Origin of the sequence: Stenotrophomonas maltophilia group sp. Smal13, assembly GCF_030236855.1 — a bacterium.
In the GTDB taxonomy this organism is placed as follows: Bacteria; Pseudomonadota; Gammaproteobacteria; order Xanthomonadales; family Xanthomonadaceae; genus Stenotrophomonas; species Stenotrophomonas maltophilia_A.
The window spans coordinates 140,689-155,354 of the sequence record NZ_JASJSQ010000001.1; the positions used below are offsets into that span (position 1 = coordinate 140,689).

13 protein-coding genes are annotated in these 14,666 nt (G+C 67.9%); 9 read left to right on the forward strand and 4 right to left on the reverse strand.

Features of this window, described 5'->3' with window-relative positions; genetic code table 11:
- The first annotated feature begins 41 nt into the window (after positions 1-41).
- The 9 genes from QRO95_RS00645 to QRO95_RS00685 all read left to right on the forward strand — a co-directional run bounded on the left by QRO95_RS00645 (position 42) and on the right by QRO95_RS00685 (position 8,232).
- Entirely contained in the window at positions 42-641 is a 600-nt protein-coding gene (locus tag QRO95_RS00645) for a 4'-phosphopantetheinyl transferase superfamily protein (protein ID WP_121504107.1), read from the forward strand.
- Positions 642-680: 39 nt separating this feature from the next.
- The gene (rsmG, locus tag QRO95_RS00650) at positions 681-1,319 is read left to right on the forward strand and encodes a 16S rRNA (guanine(527)-N(7))-methyltransferase RsmG (protein WP_121504108.1); all 639 of its coding nucleotides are present in this window, start codon (positions 681-683) and stop codon (positions 1,317-1,319) included.
- Positions 1,320-1,431: 112 nt separating this feature from the next.
- Positions 1,432-2,229, forward strand: coding sequence for a ParA family protein (locus QRO95_RS00655; protein WP_032128472.1), 798 nt, complete (start codon positions 1,432-1,434; stop codon positions 2,227-2,229).
- A complete protein-coding gene (locus tag QRO95_RS00660; protein ID WP_285301480.1) occupies positions 2,229-3,152 on the forward strand; it encodes a ParB/RepB/Spo0J family partition protein in 924 nt (307 codons plus the stop codon). Before QRO95_RS00655 ends, QRO95_RS00660 begins: the two co-directional genes overlap by 1 nt.
- 126 nt (positions 3,153-3,278) lie before the next feature.
- Positions 3,279-4,019 (forward strand): suppressor of fused domain protein, encoded by a 741-nt coding sequence (locus QRO95_RS00665; RefSeq protein WP_032128474.1) that lies wholly within the window; start codon positions 3,279-3,281, stop codon positions 4,017-4,019.
- A 46-nt stretch (positions 4,020-4,065) separates the two neighbouring features.
- On the forward strand, positions 4,066-5,031 hold the full coding sequence (locus tag QRO95_RS00670; RefSeq protein ID WP_285301481.1) for an NAD-dependent epimerase/dehydratase family protein: 966 nt from the start codon (positions 4,066-4,068) through the stop codon (positions 5,029-5,031).
- 89 nt (positions 5,032-5,120) lie between these two features.
- A complete protein-coding gene (locus tag QRO95_RS00675; RefSeq protein ID WP_005420380.1) occupies positions 5,121-5,843 on the forward strand; it encodes a glycosyltransferase family 2 protein in 723 nt (240 codons plus the stop codon).
- Positions 5,843-6,190, forward strand: a complete 348-nt coding sequence (locus tag QRO95_RS00680) for a lipid-A-disaccharide synthase N-terminal domain-containing protein (protein ID WP_005414908.1) — start codon at positions 5,843-5,845, stop codon at positions 6,188-6,190. The genes QRO95_RS00675 and QRO95_RS00680 overlap by 1 nt, the downstream gene beginning before the upstream one ends.
- 269 nt (positions 6,191-6,459) lie before the next feature.
- Entirely contained in the window at positions 6,460-8,232 is a 1,773-nt protein-coding gene (locus QRO95_RS00685) for a DUF885 family protein (protein WP_285301482.1), read from the forward strand.
- A gap of 133 nt (positions 8,233-8,365) precedes the next feature.
- On the opposite strand, the gene QRO95_RS00690 is transcribed toward QRO95_RS00685, so the two are convergent.
- From QRO95_RS00690 to QRO95_RS00705, 4 genes are read right to left on the reverse strand one after another with little or no spacing between them, the layout of a single operon-like run.
- Entirely contained in the window at positions 8,366-11,575 is a 3,210-nt protein-coding gene (locus QRO95_RS00690) for an efflux RND transporter permease subunit (protein ID WP_285301483.1), read from the reverse strand.
- Positions 11,576-11,585: 10 nt separating this feature from the next.
- Positions 11,586-12,791 (reverse strand): efflux RND transporter periplasmic adaptor subunit, encoded by a 1,206-nt coding sequence (locus QRO95_RS00695; protein ID WP_049399168.1) that lies wholly within the window; start codon positions 12,789-12,791, stop codon positions 11,586-11,588.
- Positions 12,788-14,041: a TolC family protein gene (locus QRO95_RS00700; RefSeq protein WP_285301484.1), complete on the reverse strand. Its 1,254-nt coding sequence runs from the start codon at positions 14,039-14,041 to the stop codon at positions 12,788-12,790. The genes QRO95_RS00695 and QRO95_RS00700 overlap by 4 nt, the downstream gene beginning before the upstream one ends.
- Before the next feature lie 56 nt (positions 14,042-14,097).
- Positions 14,098-14,439, reverse strand: a complete 342-nt coding sequence (locus QRO95_RS00705; protein ID WP_049399170.1) for a hypothetical protein — start codon at positions 14,437-14,439, stop codon at positions 14,098-14,100.
- Between the last annotated feature and the right edge of the window lie 227 nt (positions 14,440-14,666).

The following is a 14,666-nucleotide window of genomic DNA, read 5'->3' on the forward strand; positions in this document are numbered from 1 at the left end:
GCCGTGAACCCGTCGTGGAATTGCGTGATGGGCGCGTGCGGATGAGCCTGCCAGCCACCCTCGACGGCCCGTGGCGCTTCGGCCCGGTGACGGTCTGGCGGTGCCCGCACGTGCCGGGCCACCGCGGCGAACCGCAGGCGCGGCAGGTGCTGGCGCAGGCGCTGGGCGCCGACCCGGAGACGCTGCCACTGGTCCGTGATGACAAGGGCCGGCCGGAGCTGAGCGGTGCGCTGGCCCACTACGGCACCGGCTGGAGCCACAGCGGCGAGGTGCTGCTGGTGGCGCTGGGCGAAGGCGTGCGGCTGGGCGTGGACCTGGAGCTGCTGCGGCCGCGGGCCCGCCTGCTGGAGATCGTGCAGCGCTTCTTCCACCCCGAGGAGGTGGCTTGGCTGGAAAGCCTGGACGAGGCCGGGCGCGAGCACTGGTTCTTCCGCGTGTGGTGCGCCAAGGAAGCGATGCTGAAGGCGCACGGGCAGGGCATCTCGTTCGGCCTGCATCGCCTGCAGCTGGCGCCGGGGGCCGATGGCGCCCTGCACCTGCGCTGGTGCGACCCGGAACTGGGCGAGGCCGCGCGCTGGCACCTGCACGAATGGCAGGCCACCGGCCAGTTCCGCGCCGCATTGGCCTGGTATCCACACTGAAGCGGGGAATCAGCGCGCAAAACCGGCGATAATGGCGGCATGAGCGAACACCCACTTCCCGCCAGCGTGGCTGCCACGCTGGAACAGGGCCTGGCCAGCATGGGCCTGGACGCCGCGCTGGCGCCGCCGCTGCTGCGCTACCTGGCCCTGCTGCACCGCTGGAACGGCACCTACAACCTCACCGCCATCCGCGACCCGCAGGAGATGGTTACCCGCCACCTGCTCGATTCACTGGCGATGCAGCCGTTCGTGGCTGATGGCAGCCTGGCCGACCTCGGCACCGGCCCCGGCTTGCCCGGCATCCCGCTGGCAATCGCCTGCCCGGGCCTGCAGGTCACCCTGGTGGAGAGCAACGGCAAGAAGGCGCGCTTCATGCGCGAGGCCGTGCGCCAGCTCGGTCTGGGCAATGCCCGCGTGGCCGAATCGCGCGCCGAGGCGCTGGACGAAGCTGGCCACTACGACCAGCTGACCGCGCGTGCGATGGACACCCTGGCCGGCATCGTCCGCGTTGGTGGCCACCTGCTGCGCCCCGGTGGCGTGCTGCTGGCCATGAAGGGCGTCTACCCGCATGAAGAGATCGCGGAGCTGCCGGTTGGCTGGCAGGTGCGCGAGGTGACCCCGCTGAGCGTGCCCGGCCTGGCCGGCGAACGCCACCTGGTCACTGTTACAGGTCCCTGATTCCCGTCGCCAGCCCCTTGTGGAACAAGAGGTTGGCGATCCACGATTTCCGCAAGGGCCCGGTTGTACGCATAATGACCGGTCCCAGCACACGTCGACGAGGCACACCCGCATGGCCCGCATCATCGCCATCGCCAACCAGAAGGGTGGCGTCGGCAAGACCACGACCGCCGTCAACCTGGCCGCTTCCCTGGCCAACGCACCCAAGCGCGTGCTGTTGGTCGACCTGGATTCGCAGGGCAACGCGACCATGGGCAGTGGCGTGGACAAGCGCGAGCTGGTCTCCTCCACCTACGATCTGCTGCTGGGCGAGTCCAGCGCCGCCGATGTGCGCGTGCAGACGGCCGAAGGCTACGACCTGCTGCCGGGTAACATCGACCTGACTGCGGCCGAGATCCAGCTGATGGCGCAGAGCGAGCGCGAGCAGCGCCTGAAGCGCGCGCTGGCACCGATCCGCGACGAGTACGACTACATCCTGATCGACTGCCCGCCGGCGCTGTCGCTGCTGACGCTCAACGCGCTGGCCGCCGCCGATTCGGTGATCGTACCGATGCAGTGCGAGTACTACGCACTGGAAGGCCTGAGCGCGCTGGTGGAAACCATCGAAGCGCTGCGTGCCAACCTCAACCCGGCGCTGGAGATCGAAGGCGTGCTGCGCACCATGTTCGACGTGCGCAACAACCTGGCCAACGCGGTCTCGGCCGAGCTCACCGAGCACTTCGGCGACCGCGTGTTCCGCACCATCGTGCCGCGCAACGTGCGCCTGGCCGAGGCACCCAGCCATGGCCAGAGCATCGTCGGCTACGACCGTGCCTCGCGCGGTGGCGTGGCCTACCTGGGCCTGGCCGGCGAGATCATCCGCCGCAACAACGAACGCAACAAGGCCGCCAAGGCCGTGGAGACCGTCTGATGACCAGCAGCAAGCCGGCAGCCAAGAAGCGAGGCCTCGGCCGTGGCCTGGATGCCCTGCTCGGTCCCAAGGGGGCGGTCAGCCAGGTGCAGGCCACCACCGCGGTGATCGAGCCGCTGCCGGGTGAAGTGCTGCGCAAGCTGGCCGTGGGCCAGCTGCAGCCGGGCAAGTACCAGCCGCGCCGCGAGATGGACGAGGGCAAGCTCTCCGAGCTGGCTGATTCGATCAAGTCGCAGGGCGTGATCCAGCCGATCCTGGTGCGCCAGCTGCCGGCAGGCAACTACGAGATCGTCGCCGGTGAACGCCGTTGGCGCGCATCGCAGCTGGCCGGCCTGGACGAAGTGCCGGTGGTGGTGCGCGAGCTGGAAGACCGCACCGTCATCGCGATGGCGCTGATCGAGAACATCCAGCGCGAAGACCTCAACCCGCTGGAAGAAGCCGAAGCGCTGCAGCGCCTGATCAGCGAATTCACCCTGACCCATGCCGAGGCTGCCGAGGCCGTCGGCCGCTCGCGTGCGGCGGTGTCCAACCTGCTGCGCCTGCTGGAGCTGCCGGTGGCAATCCGCCTGCTGCTGGAAACCCGCCGCCTGGAAATGGGCCATGCCCGCGCGCTGCTGACCCTGGCCCCCGAGCTGGCCGGCAAGCTGGCGCAGGAAGCGGCCGATGAAGGCTGGTCGGTGCGCGAGGTCGAGCGCCGTGCGCAGGCCTTCGCCGCCGGCAAGGTGCCCAGCAATCGCCCGGTGGCCGCGCCGAAGGTGCAGCAGGCCGACATCGCCTCGCTGGAAACCGAGCTGTCCGAAGCGCTGGGGGCCAAGGTGGCGATCAGCCACGGCCGCGGTGGCAAGGGCAAGCTGATCATCCATTACACCGACCTGGATACCCTGGACGGTGTGCTGGAAAAGCTGCGTACGCGCCAGGGCTGAGCCCGGCGCAGCGCCAGGGGATGCGGCCTGTTCCTGCCGCGTCCTGTAGGTGACAGGGAACGCACCGCCGCGCGCGCCGGGGGATGCACTGCTCTCCGGTCCGTGGCCTCATCCAGGGAGCAGGACATGAGCAACGAATACGAGTACGAGGACGTCAGCCCGGACGGTACCCAGATACTGAGGCACCGGCGCGAAAAGGACTTTGTGCTCGCCATCGGCGAAGAGCAGCACATCGAAGCGATCAGCGGCCATATCGAGCGCCATCTCGGACCGATCGCCACGGTCCTGCACGAACTCATTTCCGACCTGGTGCACATTGACGTGCACGTGGTGCCGGCCAATGACCACTGCCCGTACCTGCGCCTGGTCACCTCCGGCATGAGCGACCTGCCGATGACCGTGCCCGCCGACGTGGACGCGGATGTGCCGCGCTACATGGAGCTGATGGTGACCCTGCCGGCCGACTGGCCGATGTCCCAGGACGCCTTCGAGGACGAGCGCAATTACTGGCCGGTGCGCCTGCTGAAGGGCATGGCGCGGCTGCCGCACGAGTACGACACGTGGCTGGGCTTCGGCCACACCATTCCCAACGGCCATCCCAGCGAGCCTTATGCGCCCGGAGCAGGCTTCGACGGTGCCATCGTGCTGATGCCGGTGACTGCTCCGGAGGACTTCGCCACGCTGGAGCTGGAGGATGGCAGGACCATCAGCTTCATGAGCCTGGTTCCGCTGTATCCGGAAGAGATGGACCTGAAGCTGAAGAAGGGCGCCGACGCCCTGCTCGACCGCTTCGATGCGAAGCAGATCAACGATGTGATCGAGCCGGGCCGGGTCAACGTCGCCAGGAAGCGTTTCGGTTTGTTCTGAGACCGGTAACATCAGGGGCCTGAATTTCTGCTTCCGGGCCCCTGCCATGACCATCCTGCTTACCGGCGCTGCCGGCTTCATCGGTGCCTACACCGCCCGCGCGCTGCTGGAGGCGGGCCAGCCGGTGGTCGGCATGGACAACTTCAACGACTACTACGACCCGCAGATCAAGCGCGACCGCGTGGCCGCGCTGTGCCCGGCGCTGGACCTGCGCACGCTCGACCTGACTGATCGCGAAGGCCTGGCGGCGCTGTTCGATGAAGTGAAGCCGACTGCGGTGATCCACCTGGCCGCACAGGCCGGCGTGCGCTATTCGCTGGAAAACCCGCAGGCCTACGTCGACAGCAATCTGGTCGGCTTCGTCAACATGCTCGAGCTGTGCCGCCACCGTGGCGTGCAGCATCTGGTGTATGCGTCGAGCAGCTCGGTCTACGGTGATTCGGCTACGCCGCCGTTCTCCGAGGACCAGCGCGTGGACCAGCCGCGCTCGCTGTATGCGGCCACCAAGGCGGCCAACGAGCTGATGGCCTACACCTACGCGCAGCTGTACGGCCTGCATGCCACCGGCCTGCGCTTCTTCACCGTGTATGGCCCGTGGGGCCGGCCGGACATGGCACCGTTGCTGTTCTCGCGCGCGGTGCTGGCCGGGCGGCCGATCGACGTGTTCAACGAAGGCCGCATGCAGCGCGACTTCACACATGTCTCCGACATCGTGTCCGGTATTCTCGGCGCGCTCGCGCATCCGGCCGATGGTCCGGTACCGCACCGGGTGTTCAACCTCGGCAACCATACGCCGGTCGAGCTGGAGCGCTTCATCAGCGTGATCGAGCAGGCCGCCGGTCGCCCCGCGCAGAAGGTCTACAAGCCGATGCAGCCGGGCGACATGGTGCGCACGATGGCCAATACCCGGCGCGCCCATGACGCATTCGGCTTCGACGCGGTGACCCCGATCGAAGCAGGGTTGCCCCCCGTCGTGCAGTGGTGCCGCGAGTACTTTGGCGACCGCGCCTGAGGAGGGATCCTCACACAGCCGGATTCATCTTCGGATAACCTCGGCTTCGGAGAATGCGCGGTCTTTGTCCCCCTTTGGCCGAGTGCCTTATGAGCCAACCCGAGCTTTCCGTTGTCGTCCCGGTGTTCAACGAACGCGACAATGTCGCCCCGCTGGTTGCCGAAATCACCGCCGCACTGCGTGGGCGGCTTCCGTTCGAGATCGTCTACATCGACGACCACTCGCGCGATGACACCCTGGCGGTGCTGCAGGGCCTGAAGGCGACCACCCCGGAACTGCGGGTGCTGCACCATGTGAACCAGAGCGGGCAGAGCACCGCCGTGCGCACCGGCGTCAAGCACGCACGTGCGCCGTGGATCGCGACCCTGGATGGCGACGGGCAGAATGATCCGGCCGACATTCCCAAGCTGCTGGCGGCGCGCGATGCGGCCGAGGCGCAGGTGAAGCTGTTTGCCGGGTGGCGCGTCAACCGTCAGGACAGCGGCAGCAAGCGCTGGGCCAGCAAGTGGGCCAATGCCATCCGTGCACGCATGCTGCGCGACGATACGCCCGATACCGGCTGCGGCATCAAGCTGTTCGAGCGCAGCGCGTTCCTCGACCTGCCCTACTTCGACCACATGCACCGCTACCTGCCGGCGCTGATGCAGCGCGCCGGCTGGAAGACCACCAGCGTGCCGGTCAACCACCGCCACCGTACCGCCGGTGTCTCCAAGTACAACAACCTCGGCCGCGCCCTGGTCGGCATCCGTGACCTGCGTGGCGTGGCCTGGCTGATCACCCGCAGCAAGCGCACCGCGGTGGAGGAGCGTTGATGGATCTGGAGCTGCACTGGCTCGACCAGCCGCTGACCTGGTTGTACTGGACCGGCCTGCATGTGACCGGCTGGAAGCTGATCGGCTATACCGGCGCGCTGATGTTCGGGGGCCGCTGGCTGGTTCAGTTCATCGCCTCCAAACGCGCCGGCAAGCCGGTGATTCCGCGCCTGTTCTGGTACATGAGCGTGGTCGGCAGCCTGATGACGCTGAGCTACTTCCTGTTCTCGGCCAAGCAGGACTCGGTGGGCGTGCTGCAGAACCTGTTCCCGGCGTTCACCGCGCTGTACAGCCTGCAGCTGGACATCAAGCACCGGGGCTGGAAGCGGGACAAGGCCAGCCACTAGGTCTTCGGGGCCTCATCCGGTAGCTGCCGACCTTGGTCGGCAGATCTGTATCCGGGCCCGGCCCATCCACGCATGGCGTGGATCTACTGCTTGCCTGGCTACCGTGCCTGGTAGCTGCCAACCTTGGTTGGCACACGGGGAAATCCAGCGCCAACCAAGGTTGGCCGCTACCCGGGCCCCGGTCTGCTGCGCAGGCAGGACCTTCGTCCCATGCCACGGGCCGTGGGCGGTGCCATCATCGGGGTCTGCCTTCCCGGGAACCTGTGCTCGTGAAAACCCGTCTTGCCGTTGCCCTGCTGATCGCCCTGTCCGCCCCTGCCGTAGCCCTGGCCGCGCCGCCCGCCGCCGCCGCACCGGCCAGCGTGGCCACCGAATCGCCCGCCGATGCCGCCTTCCGCGCGCTGTACGAGAAGGAATGGAAGTGGCGCCAGGAGGGCGGCGGCGAGGCCAGCGAGGACGAGGACGCGCCAGCCAACGCCACCCGCATGCCCGACGTCGGCCCGGCCGCGCAGCAGGCGCGCCTGAAGGTGTGGGACGAGACCCTGGCTGCACTGAAGAAGATCGACCCGAAGACGCTCTCGCCCGACAACCAGGTCAACTACGCGATCTACCGCGATCAGGTGTTCAACCTGGCCGAAGAAGTGCGCCTGCGTGGCTACGAGATGCCGTTCAACGCCGACTCCTCGTTCTGGTCCAACCTGTCCTTCATGGCCCGGCGCGAGATGAAGACCGTGCAGGACTACCAGAACTACATCGCACGCCTGAACGATGTACCGCGTTACTTCGGCCAGCAGACCGAAAACATGCGCGCCGGCCTGAAGCGCGGCTTCAGCGTGCCGCGCGCGGTGCTCGATGGCCGCGAAGTGTCCATCGCCACCGTCGCCGAGCTGATGGATCCCACCGAGTCGCCGCTGTACGCACCGTTCAAGAAGCTGCCCAACAGCATCCCGGCCGCCGAGCAGGCCAGGCTGCAGGCGCAGGCGCGTGAAGCGATCAGCGGCAAGGTGGTGCCGGCGTTCCAGCAGCTGCGCACCTTCTTCGTCAACGAGTACGTGCCGCAGGCGCGCACCACGCTGGCCGCCGAAGCGATGCCGGACGGCAAGGCGTACTACAAGCAGCAGATCCACGAATACACTACGCTGGACCTGTCGCCGGACGAGATCCATCGCATCGGTCTGGATGAAGTCGCACGCATCCAGAAGGAAATGAACGACATCATCAAGCAGGTGAAGTTCAAGGGCAGCTTCGCCGAGTTCCTGACCTTCCTGCGTACCGATCCGCAGTTCTATGCCAAGACGCCGGAAGAGCTGCTGTCGCGCGCCGCATGGATCTCCAAGCGGGCCGATGGCCAGCTGGGCAAGTACATGACGTTGCCGCGCGCGCGCTTCACCATCGTGCCGGTGCCGCCGGACATCGCGCCGTTCTGGACCGCCGGCCGCGGTGGCATGGGCACCTACTGGCTCAACACCTACAACCTGCCGTCGCGCCCGCTGTACAACCTGCCGGCGCTGACCCTGCATGAGTCCGATCCGGGTCACGCGCTGCAGGGTGCCATTGCCGCCGAGCAGAAGAACCTGCCCGAGTTCCGCCGCAACGCCTACATTTCCGCCTACGGCGAAGGCTGGGCGCTGTACTGCGAGAAGCTGGGCGTGGAAATGGGCATCTACGAAACCCCGTATGAGGATTTCGGCCGCCTGACCTACGAGATGTGGCGCGCCACGCGCCTGGTGATCGACACCGGCGTGCACAGCAAGGGCTGGAGCCGCGAGCAGGCCTTGGCCTACCTGCGTGACCACACCGCGCTGAGCGAGCATGAAGTGACCACCGAAGTGGACCGCTACATTTCCTGGCCGGGCCAGGCCCTGAGCTACAAGCTGGGGGAGATCGCCATCGTGCGCCTGCGTGCGCAGGCAGAGAAGGAGCTGGGCGACAAGTTCGACATCAAGGGCTTCCACGACACCCTGCTCAAGCAGGGCTCGGTGCCCCTGCCGGTGCTGGAACAGCAGATCCAGGCCTACATCGCCGAACGCAAGAAGGCCTGACCGTGCAAGGGTAGTGCCGGCCGCTGGCCGGCAACCCGCATGCACCGCAAACGTTCGACATTGCCGGCCAGCGGCCGGCACTACCAGGGATCGGAAAACGGGGTCGGATCGCACGATCCGACCCCGTGGTCTTTCAGCCCACCGCCCTTGGCTTGGCCACGCGTGCTGCAAAGGTCGGCAGCACCAGCAGGGTCAGCACGGTGGCGGTGATCAGGCCACCGATCACCACCGTCGCCAGCGGCTTCTGCACCTCCGCACCGGAACCGCTGGCGATCGCCATCGGAATGAAGCCGACGATCGCCACCAGCGCCGTGGTCAGCACCGCACGGATACGGCTCGATGCACCGTTGATCGCCGCCTGCAGCGGCAGGTCACCGGCATCCAGGCGCTCGCGGATCGCCTGCATCAGCACCAGGCCGTTCAAGGTGGCCACGCCGGACACGGCGATGAAACCAACCGCCGCCGACACCGAGAACGGCATGCCACGCAGCAGCAGCGCGAGGATGCCGCCGACCAGCGCCAACGGCACGCAGCTGAACACCAGAATGGCTTCCTTGCCGCTGCGCAGGGCCATGAACAGCAGGCTGCCGATCAGCAGGAACACCACCGGCACCACCGTTGCCAGCCGCTTCTCGGCGCGCTGCAGGTTCTCGAACTGGCCACCCCAGGTCAGGTAGGCACCCGGCGGCAGTGCCACGTCGGCCACCGCTGCCTGCGCTTCGCCGACGAAGCCGCCCAGGTCGCGGCCACGCACGTTGGCCTGCACCACCACGCGGCGGCTGCCGTTGTTGCGGCTGATCTGGTTGGGCCCTTCGCTCACCGTGATGCGCGCCACCGACGACAGCGGAATCACCAGCCCCGATGGCGTAGCAATCGGCAACGACGCCAACTGGTCCGGATCGTTGCGCGAGGCATCGTCCAGGCGCACCACCACGTTGAAGCGGCGATCACCTTCGAAGATCTTGCCGGCCGCCGTGCCACCAATGCCGGTGGACAGCGCATCACTCACGTCCGCGGCAGTCAGGCCGTACTGCGCCGCCGCCACGTGGTCGATGGCCACATTGAGCGTGGGCAGGCCGGAGATCTGTTCCACCCGCACGTCGGCCGCACCGTTCACCGCACGCAGCTTCAACGCCACCTGGTCGGCCACCTTCTGCAGCTGGCTGAAGTCATCGCCGAAGATCATTACCGCCAGGTCGGTACGCACGCCGGAAATCAGCTCGTTGAAGCGCAGCTCGATCGGCTGGCTGAATTCGAAGCTGTTGCCCAGCTGCTGCCCGGCCAGCTTTTCGAAGCGTGCTACCAGTGCATCCTTGCCCAGTTTCGGATCCGGCCAGTCCTTGCGTGGCTTGAGCACGATCACGCTGTCGGAGATGTTGGTCGGCATCGGGTCGATCGCCGCCTCTGCGGTACCGGTGCGCGAGAACACGGTTTCCACTTCCGGCTGTTTGGCAATCGCCTTTTCCAGTGCCAGCTGCATTGCCAGCGACTGCTCCAGTGAGGTCGACGGCACGCGCAGGGCCTGCATCGCCACGTTGCCTTCGTCCAGCGTCGGCATGAACTCGCGGCCCAGCAGCGAGAACGAACCGATGCCCACCACCACCATCATCACCGCACCGGCCAGCACCGTGCGCGGATGCGCCACGGCCCTGCGCACCACCGGCTCGATGCGCGCACGCAGCACGCGGATCAGCTTGGTTTCGTGCTCGCCATCGTCAGCATGTGTATCGCCGTCCTTCACCTTGGGCTCGCGCACCAGCAGTGCGGCCATCGCCGGCACGAAGGTGAAGGAGAATATGAAGGCACCGACCAGGGCCAGCATGAACGTGGCCGCCATCGGGTGGAACGTCTTGCCCTCCACGCCTTCCAGGGTAAGGATCGGCGCGAACACCAGCAGGATGATCAGCTGCCCGAAGGCCGCAGGGCGCGCCATCTTCATCGCCGAATCAGCGGCCACGCGCAGGCGTTCCATCGCGGTCAATGCACGGCCCAGTTCGGCGCGGCGCTGGCCCAGCATCAGCAGCGTCGATTCGATCACGATCACCGCACCGTCCACCAGGATGCCGAAGTCCAGCGCACCCAGGCTCATCAGGTTGCCGCTGATGCCGAAGCGGTTCATGCCGATCACTGCAAACAGGAACGACAGCGGAATCACCAGCGCGGTGATCGTTGCTGCACGCAGGTTGCCCAGCAGCAGGAACAGCACCACCACCACCAGCAGCGCACCCTCGGTGAGGTTCTTGGCCACGGTCTTGATGGTCGAATTGACCAGCACGCTGCGGTCCAGCACCGGTGCCGCCACGATGTCGGCCGGCAGCGATTTGTTCACCTGTTCCAGGCGCGCCGCAGCTGCCTGCGCCACGGTGCGGCTGTTGCCGCCGGCGATCATCAGCGCGGTACCCAGCACGGCTTCATGGCCGTTGCGGCTGGCCGCACCCAGGCGCGGTGCGCGGCTCAGGTCGACGTCGGCCACATCGGCCACGCGTACCACCACGCCATTGCGGGTGGCTACCGGGGCCTGTGCCAGATCGTCGGTGGTCAGCGCCAGGCCGTCGGCACGTACCACCAGGCCTTCGCCCGCACGCTGCACGAAACCGGCACCGGCCTGCACGTTGGAACGCTGCAGGGCAGTGACCAGGTCGGCCAGGCCGAGGCCGTGCGCGGCCAGCTTGGCGCTGTCCGGATGCACGCCGTATTCCTTGACGTAGCCGCCGACCGTATCGACGCCGGCCAGCCCCGGGCTGGAACGCATCTGCGGCGCGATGATCCAGTCCTGCACGGTGCGCAGGTAGGTGGCACGTTCTTCCGGCGTGCGAAGCAGGTTGCCTTCCGGCGTGCGGTAGACCTCGCCGGCCTGCCAACCCGCTTCACCGGGCTTGGCCAGCCTGGCCGGATCGAACGCCGTGAAGTCCACCGTCCACATCAGTACCTCGCCGAGGCCGGTGGTGACCGGCGACAGCATCGGCGACGCGCCATCGGGCAGGTCTTCCGATGCCTCGCGCATGCGTTCGGCCACCTGCTGGCGGGCGAAGTAGATGTCGGTCGCATCAGTGAAGATCGCGGTGACCTGCGAGAAGCCATTGCGCGACAGCGAACGCGTGGTGGTCAGGCCGGGAATGCCGGCCAGCGCGGTTTCCAGCGGGTAAGTCACCTGCCGTTCGATCTGCTCCGGGGTCAGTGCAGGTGCCACCGTGTTGATCTGCACCTGGCGGTTGGTGATGTCCGGCACCGCGTCGATCGGCAGCTTGCCCAGCTGGAACAGGCCCACGGCGGCGATCAGCGCCGCCATGAACACCACCAGCCAGCGGTGGCGTACCGCTGTTTCAATGATCAGCTTGAACATGGTCGCCTCCTCAGTGGCCGTGCTCGGCTTCGCCCTTGGCAAGTTCGGCCTTGAGCAGGAAGGCGTTGGCACCGACGATGCGCTCGTTGCCGGTCAGCCCACCGAGGATCTCGATACGGTCACCAGCACGACGGCCAGCCAGCACCGGCTGCGCCTTGAAGCCGCCTTCGACGGCGACGAACACCGCGCTGCTGCCATCGACGTTCTGCACCGCATCGGCGGGCACGCTGAGCGAGCCATCCTGGCCTTCGGTGACGACCACCGCCGATACCGGCGAACCGGCGGGCGGCAGCGCGGCATCCACCGGCGTGGCACGGATCACCGCGACGCCGCCCTGCTGGCGGACATCGGCGGCCGACCCGGTGACGGTGGCGGTGAAGCTGCCACCCGGCACGCTCACTTCCAGCTTCATGCCCGGCGTGACCTGCGCGGCCAGCGCCGGCGGTGCGGTGAACACCAGCTCGTTCATCGTCGGGTCGGCGACGTCGGCCACCGCGCTGCCGGCGGCGACCACGCCGCCCGGGGTGACCTGCACGTTGCCGACGATGCCGGCCACCGGGCTGGTGATGCGCACGCGACCGCTGCTGTCCGGCGAACCGTTGGCGGCGGCTTGGGCCTGCGCGGCGGCGGCCTGGGCCTGTGCCGCCAGCGAACGTGCGCGCGAGGTTTCCATTTCCTGGCGGGCGACCACGCCCTGGTCGACCAGCGCCTTGTCGCGGCCATAGGCCAGGCGCGCGGCTTCTGCTTCGGCCGAGGCGGCCAGCGCATTGGCGCGGAACACCGCGGCCTCGCCACTGACCACGATGGCCAGTGCCTGGTTCTGCTTCACCGCCGTGCCCGGCGCGACCAGCACGCGCTCGACGCGGCCGGTCACCGTGGAGGCAACCGAAGCGCGGGCGCCCACGGTGGGCTCGACCCTGCCGGACAGCCGGGTCGAGCCACCGCCACCGCGACCGATCGCGACCACTTCGATACCGGAGGCCTTGATCTGTTCCTGGGTCAGCTGCACCACGCCTTCATCGGCGTCGGCGGGGGCTTTGGCGGTTTCCGCCTTGGCCTCCTTGCTGTCGGCGGCATGGCCGTGGCCATCGTCGGTGCCGGCCTTGGCCGCAGCGGGGTCTTCATTGGCAGGCGTCTGCGCGTTGCCGGCGCAGCCGGCAAGCAGGACGGTCAGCAGCACGCCGCCGATCAGCGGGAAAGTACGGGAGAGAGTCATTTGGCCTCCACAAAAGGTGCGCGCCCCTCAAGGCGGGCAAGATCGATTTCGGCGCCGACGCGCGACAGGCGCGCATCCACGGCGGTGCCGCGGGCGGCGATGAGGGCGCTGCGCGTGCTGCGCAGTTCCAGCTGCGAGATGCGTCCGGCGTCGAAGCCGACGCGGGCCAGGCGATACGCCTCTTCGGCGGCGACCACGCTTTCATCGGCGGCGCGGGTCCGGCTTCCGGCGGCTTTCAGTCCGGCTACGGCGGAGAGACGTGCCGCCTCGCTGTCGCGGCGCTGCTGGTCCAGGCGGGCCTCGGCCGCGCGCTGGTCGGCATTGGCGGCGCGGATGCCCCCGCGGTTGCGGTCGAACAGCGGGATGCTGAGGCTGACCCCGAGGTTGTAGGCACGCTCGCCGCCTTCGCGGAAGCGGGTCTGTGCGGCGGTGACACTGAGGTCGGGCAGGGCGCGCTTGCGCTCCACGTCGACCAGCTTGCCGGCCGCATCGGCTTCGGCTTCGGCGATGCGCACCGCCAGTGCCACGTCGGTGGCGCCACGCGGCAGCGGCGGGGCCCGGTCGAGCAGGCTGTCGTCGATCGACTGCACCGGCGCATCCAGCAGCGCGGCACCGGCCAGGCGGGCCAGCGCGGCATCGCGGAAGGCCTGTGCCTCATCCAGTGAAGCACTGGCGTTGGCCACTTCGCTCTGCGCCTGCACCGCACGGAGCTGCGGTTCGCGGCCCTGCTTGACCATCGCGTTGACGGCGTTGGCGTCATCGCGGGTGAGGGTCAGTGCTTCTTCGGCCAGGGTGTAGCGGCGCAGTGCGCTTTCCGCCTGTGCGTAGACCACCGCCAGCTGGCTGGCCACGTCGCTGCGGCTTTGGGCACCACGCAGGTTGGCGGCCTGTGCCTCGGCGCGGGCGGCACGGACACGCGCGCCACGCTGGCCCCAGACCTCCAGCGGCTGGGACAGGGTGAGCACGGTATCGGCCTTGCCCATGCCGCCATAGGAGCCGGTGCCCCAGGCGTTTTCGGCGGAGTAGGAGAGGGAAGGATTGGGCAACGCACGGGCCTGGTCGGCACGCGCATCGGCGGCCTCGGCCAGTGCCGTACCCACACGGGTACCGGGCAGCTGGTCCAGGCGTTCAAGCAGGGTGTCGTAGGAGGGGGCGGCTTGCGCCGACGCCTGCATTGCCGGGGCAAGGCCCAGCAGTACAGCGACGACCAGCCCGGTCGCGCGCGGCGACCGAGGTGTCAGGATCGACATAGGGGGATTCCGGTTGTGAGTGAAACGGGAGCCCGCGATTGCGGGACGCGCTCAACTCACGCCCGGGGGGGACGCGTCAATTCATCCTGGGCGACCGCATAGGTCGCCACGTCGCCGGCATTCATCCAGCGCGCTGGCAGTGGCGTACCGAAGGCCGCGAAATCGTTCGCCGGCAGGCTCAGCGTGGAGTGGTGGCAGTGGTTATGCGTGCAGGCACCCGTGTGCTTGCTGTCGCTGTCGCTGTCACCGCCTGCGTCGTCCGCGAGGGATTCGACATGGGCGCTGCTGGCATGCGGTTCCACCGCACACACCAGTGCGTCGGCCACCGGCACGACCACGAATGCCGCCATCAGCAGCATCATCAGGTACGTACGCAGTTGGCGGGTGATGCGGCGCATGGAGGGGAGGCTAGCAAGCGGTTTTCGCCGGATACAATATCAATGGCCACCTCGGGAATTCGTCGGAACCTCCCGTTCAGGTGCGCCGGGCACGCCAGCTCTGGCAGGTGCCGACCTCCTGCCCTGGTGGGTGTCGACCTTGGTCGACACGCTTTTCGAACCCGACACGTTGTTGCCGGCCAGCGGCCGGCACTACCGGTCTGCAGGCAGCTTCGCGATCACCTTGA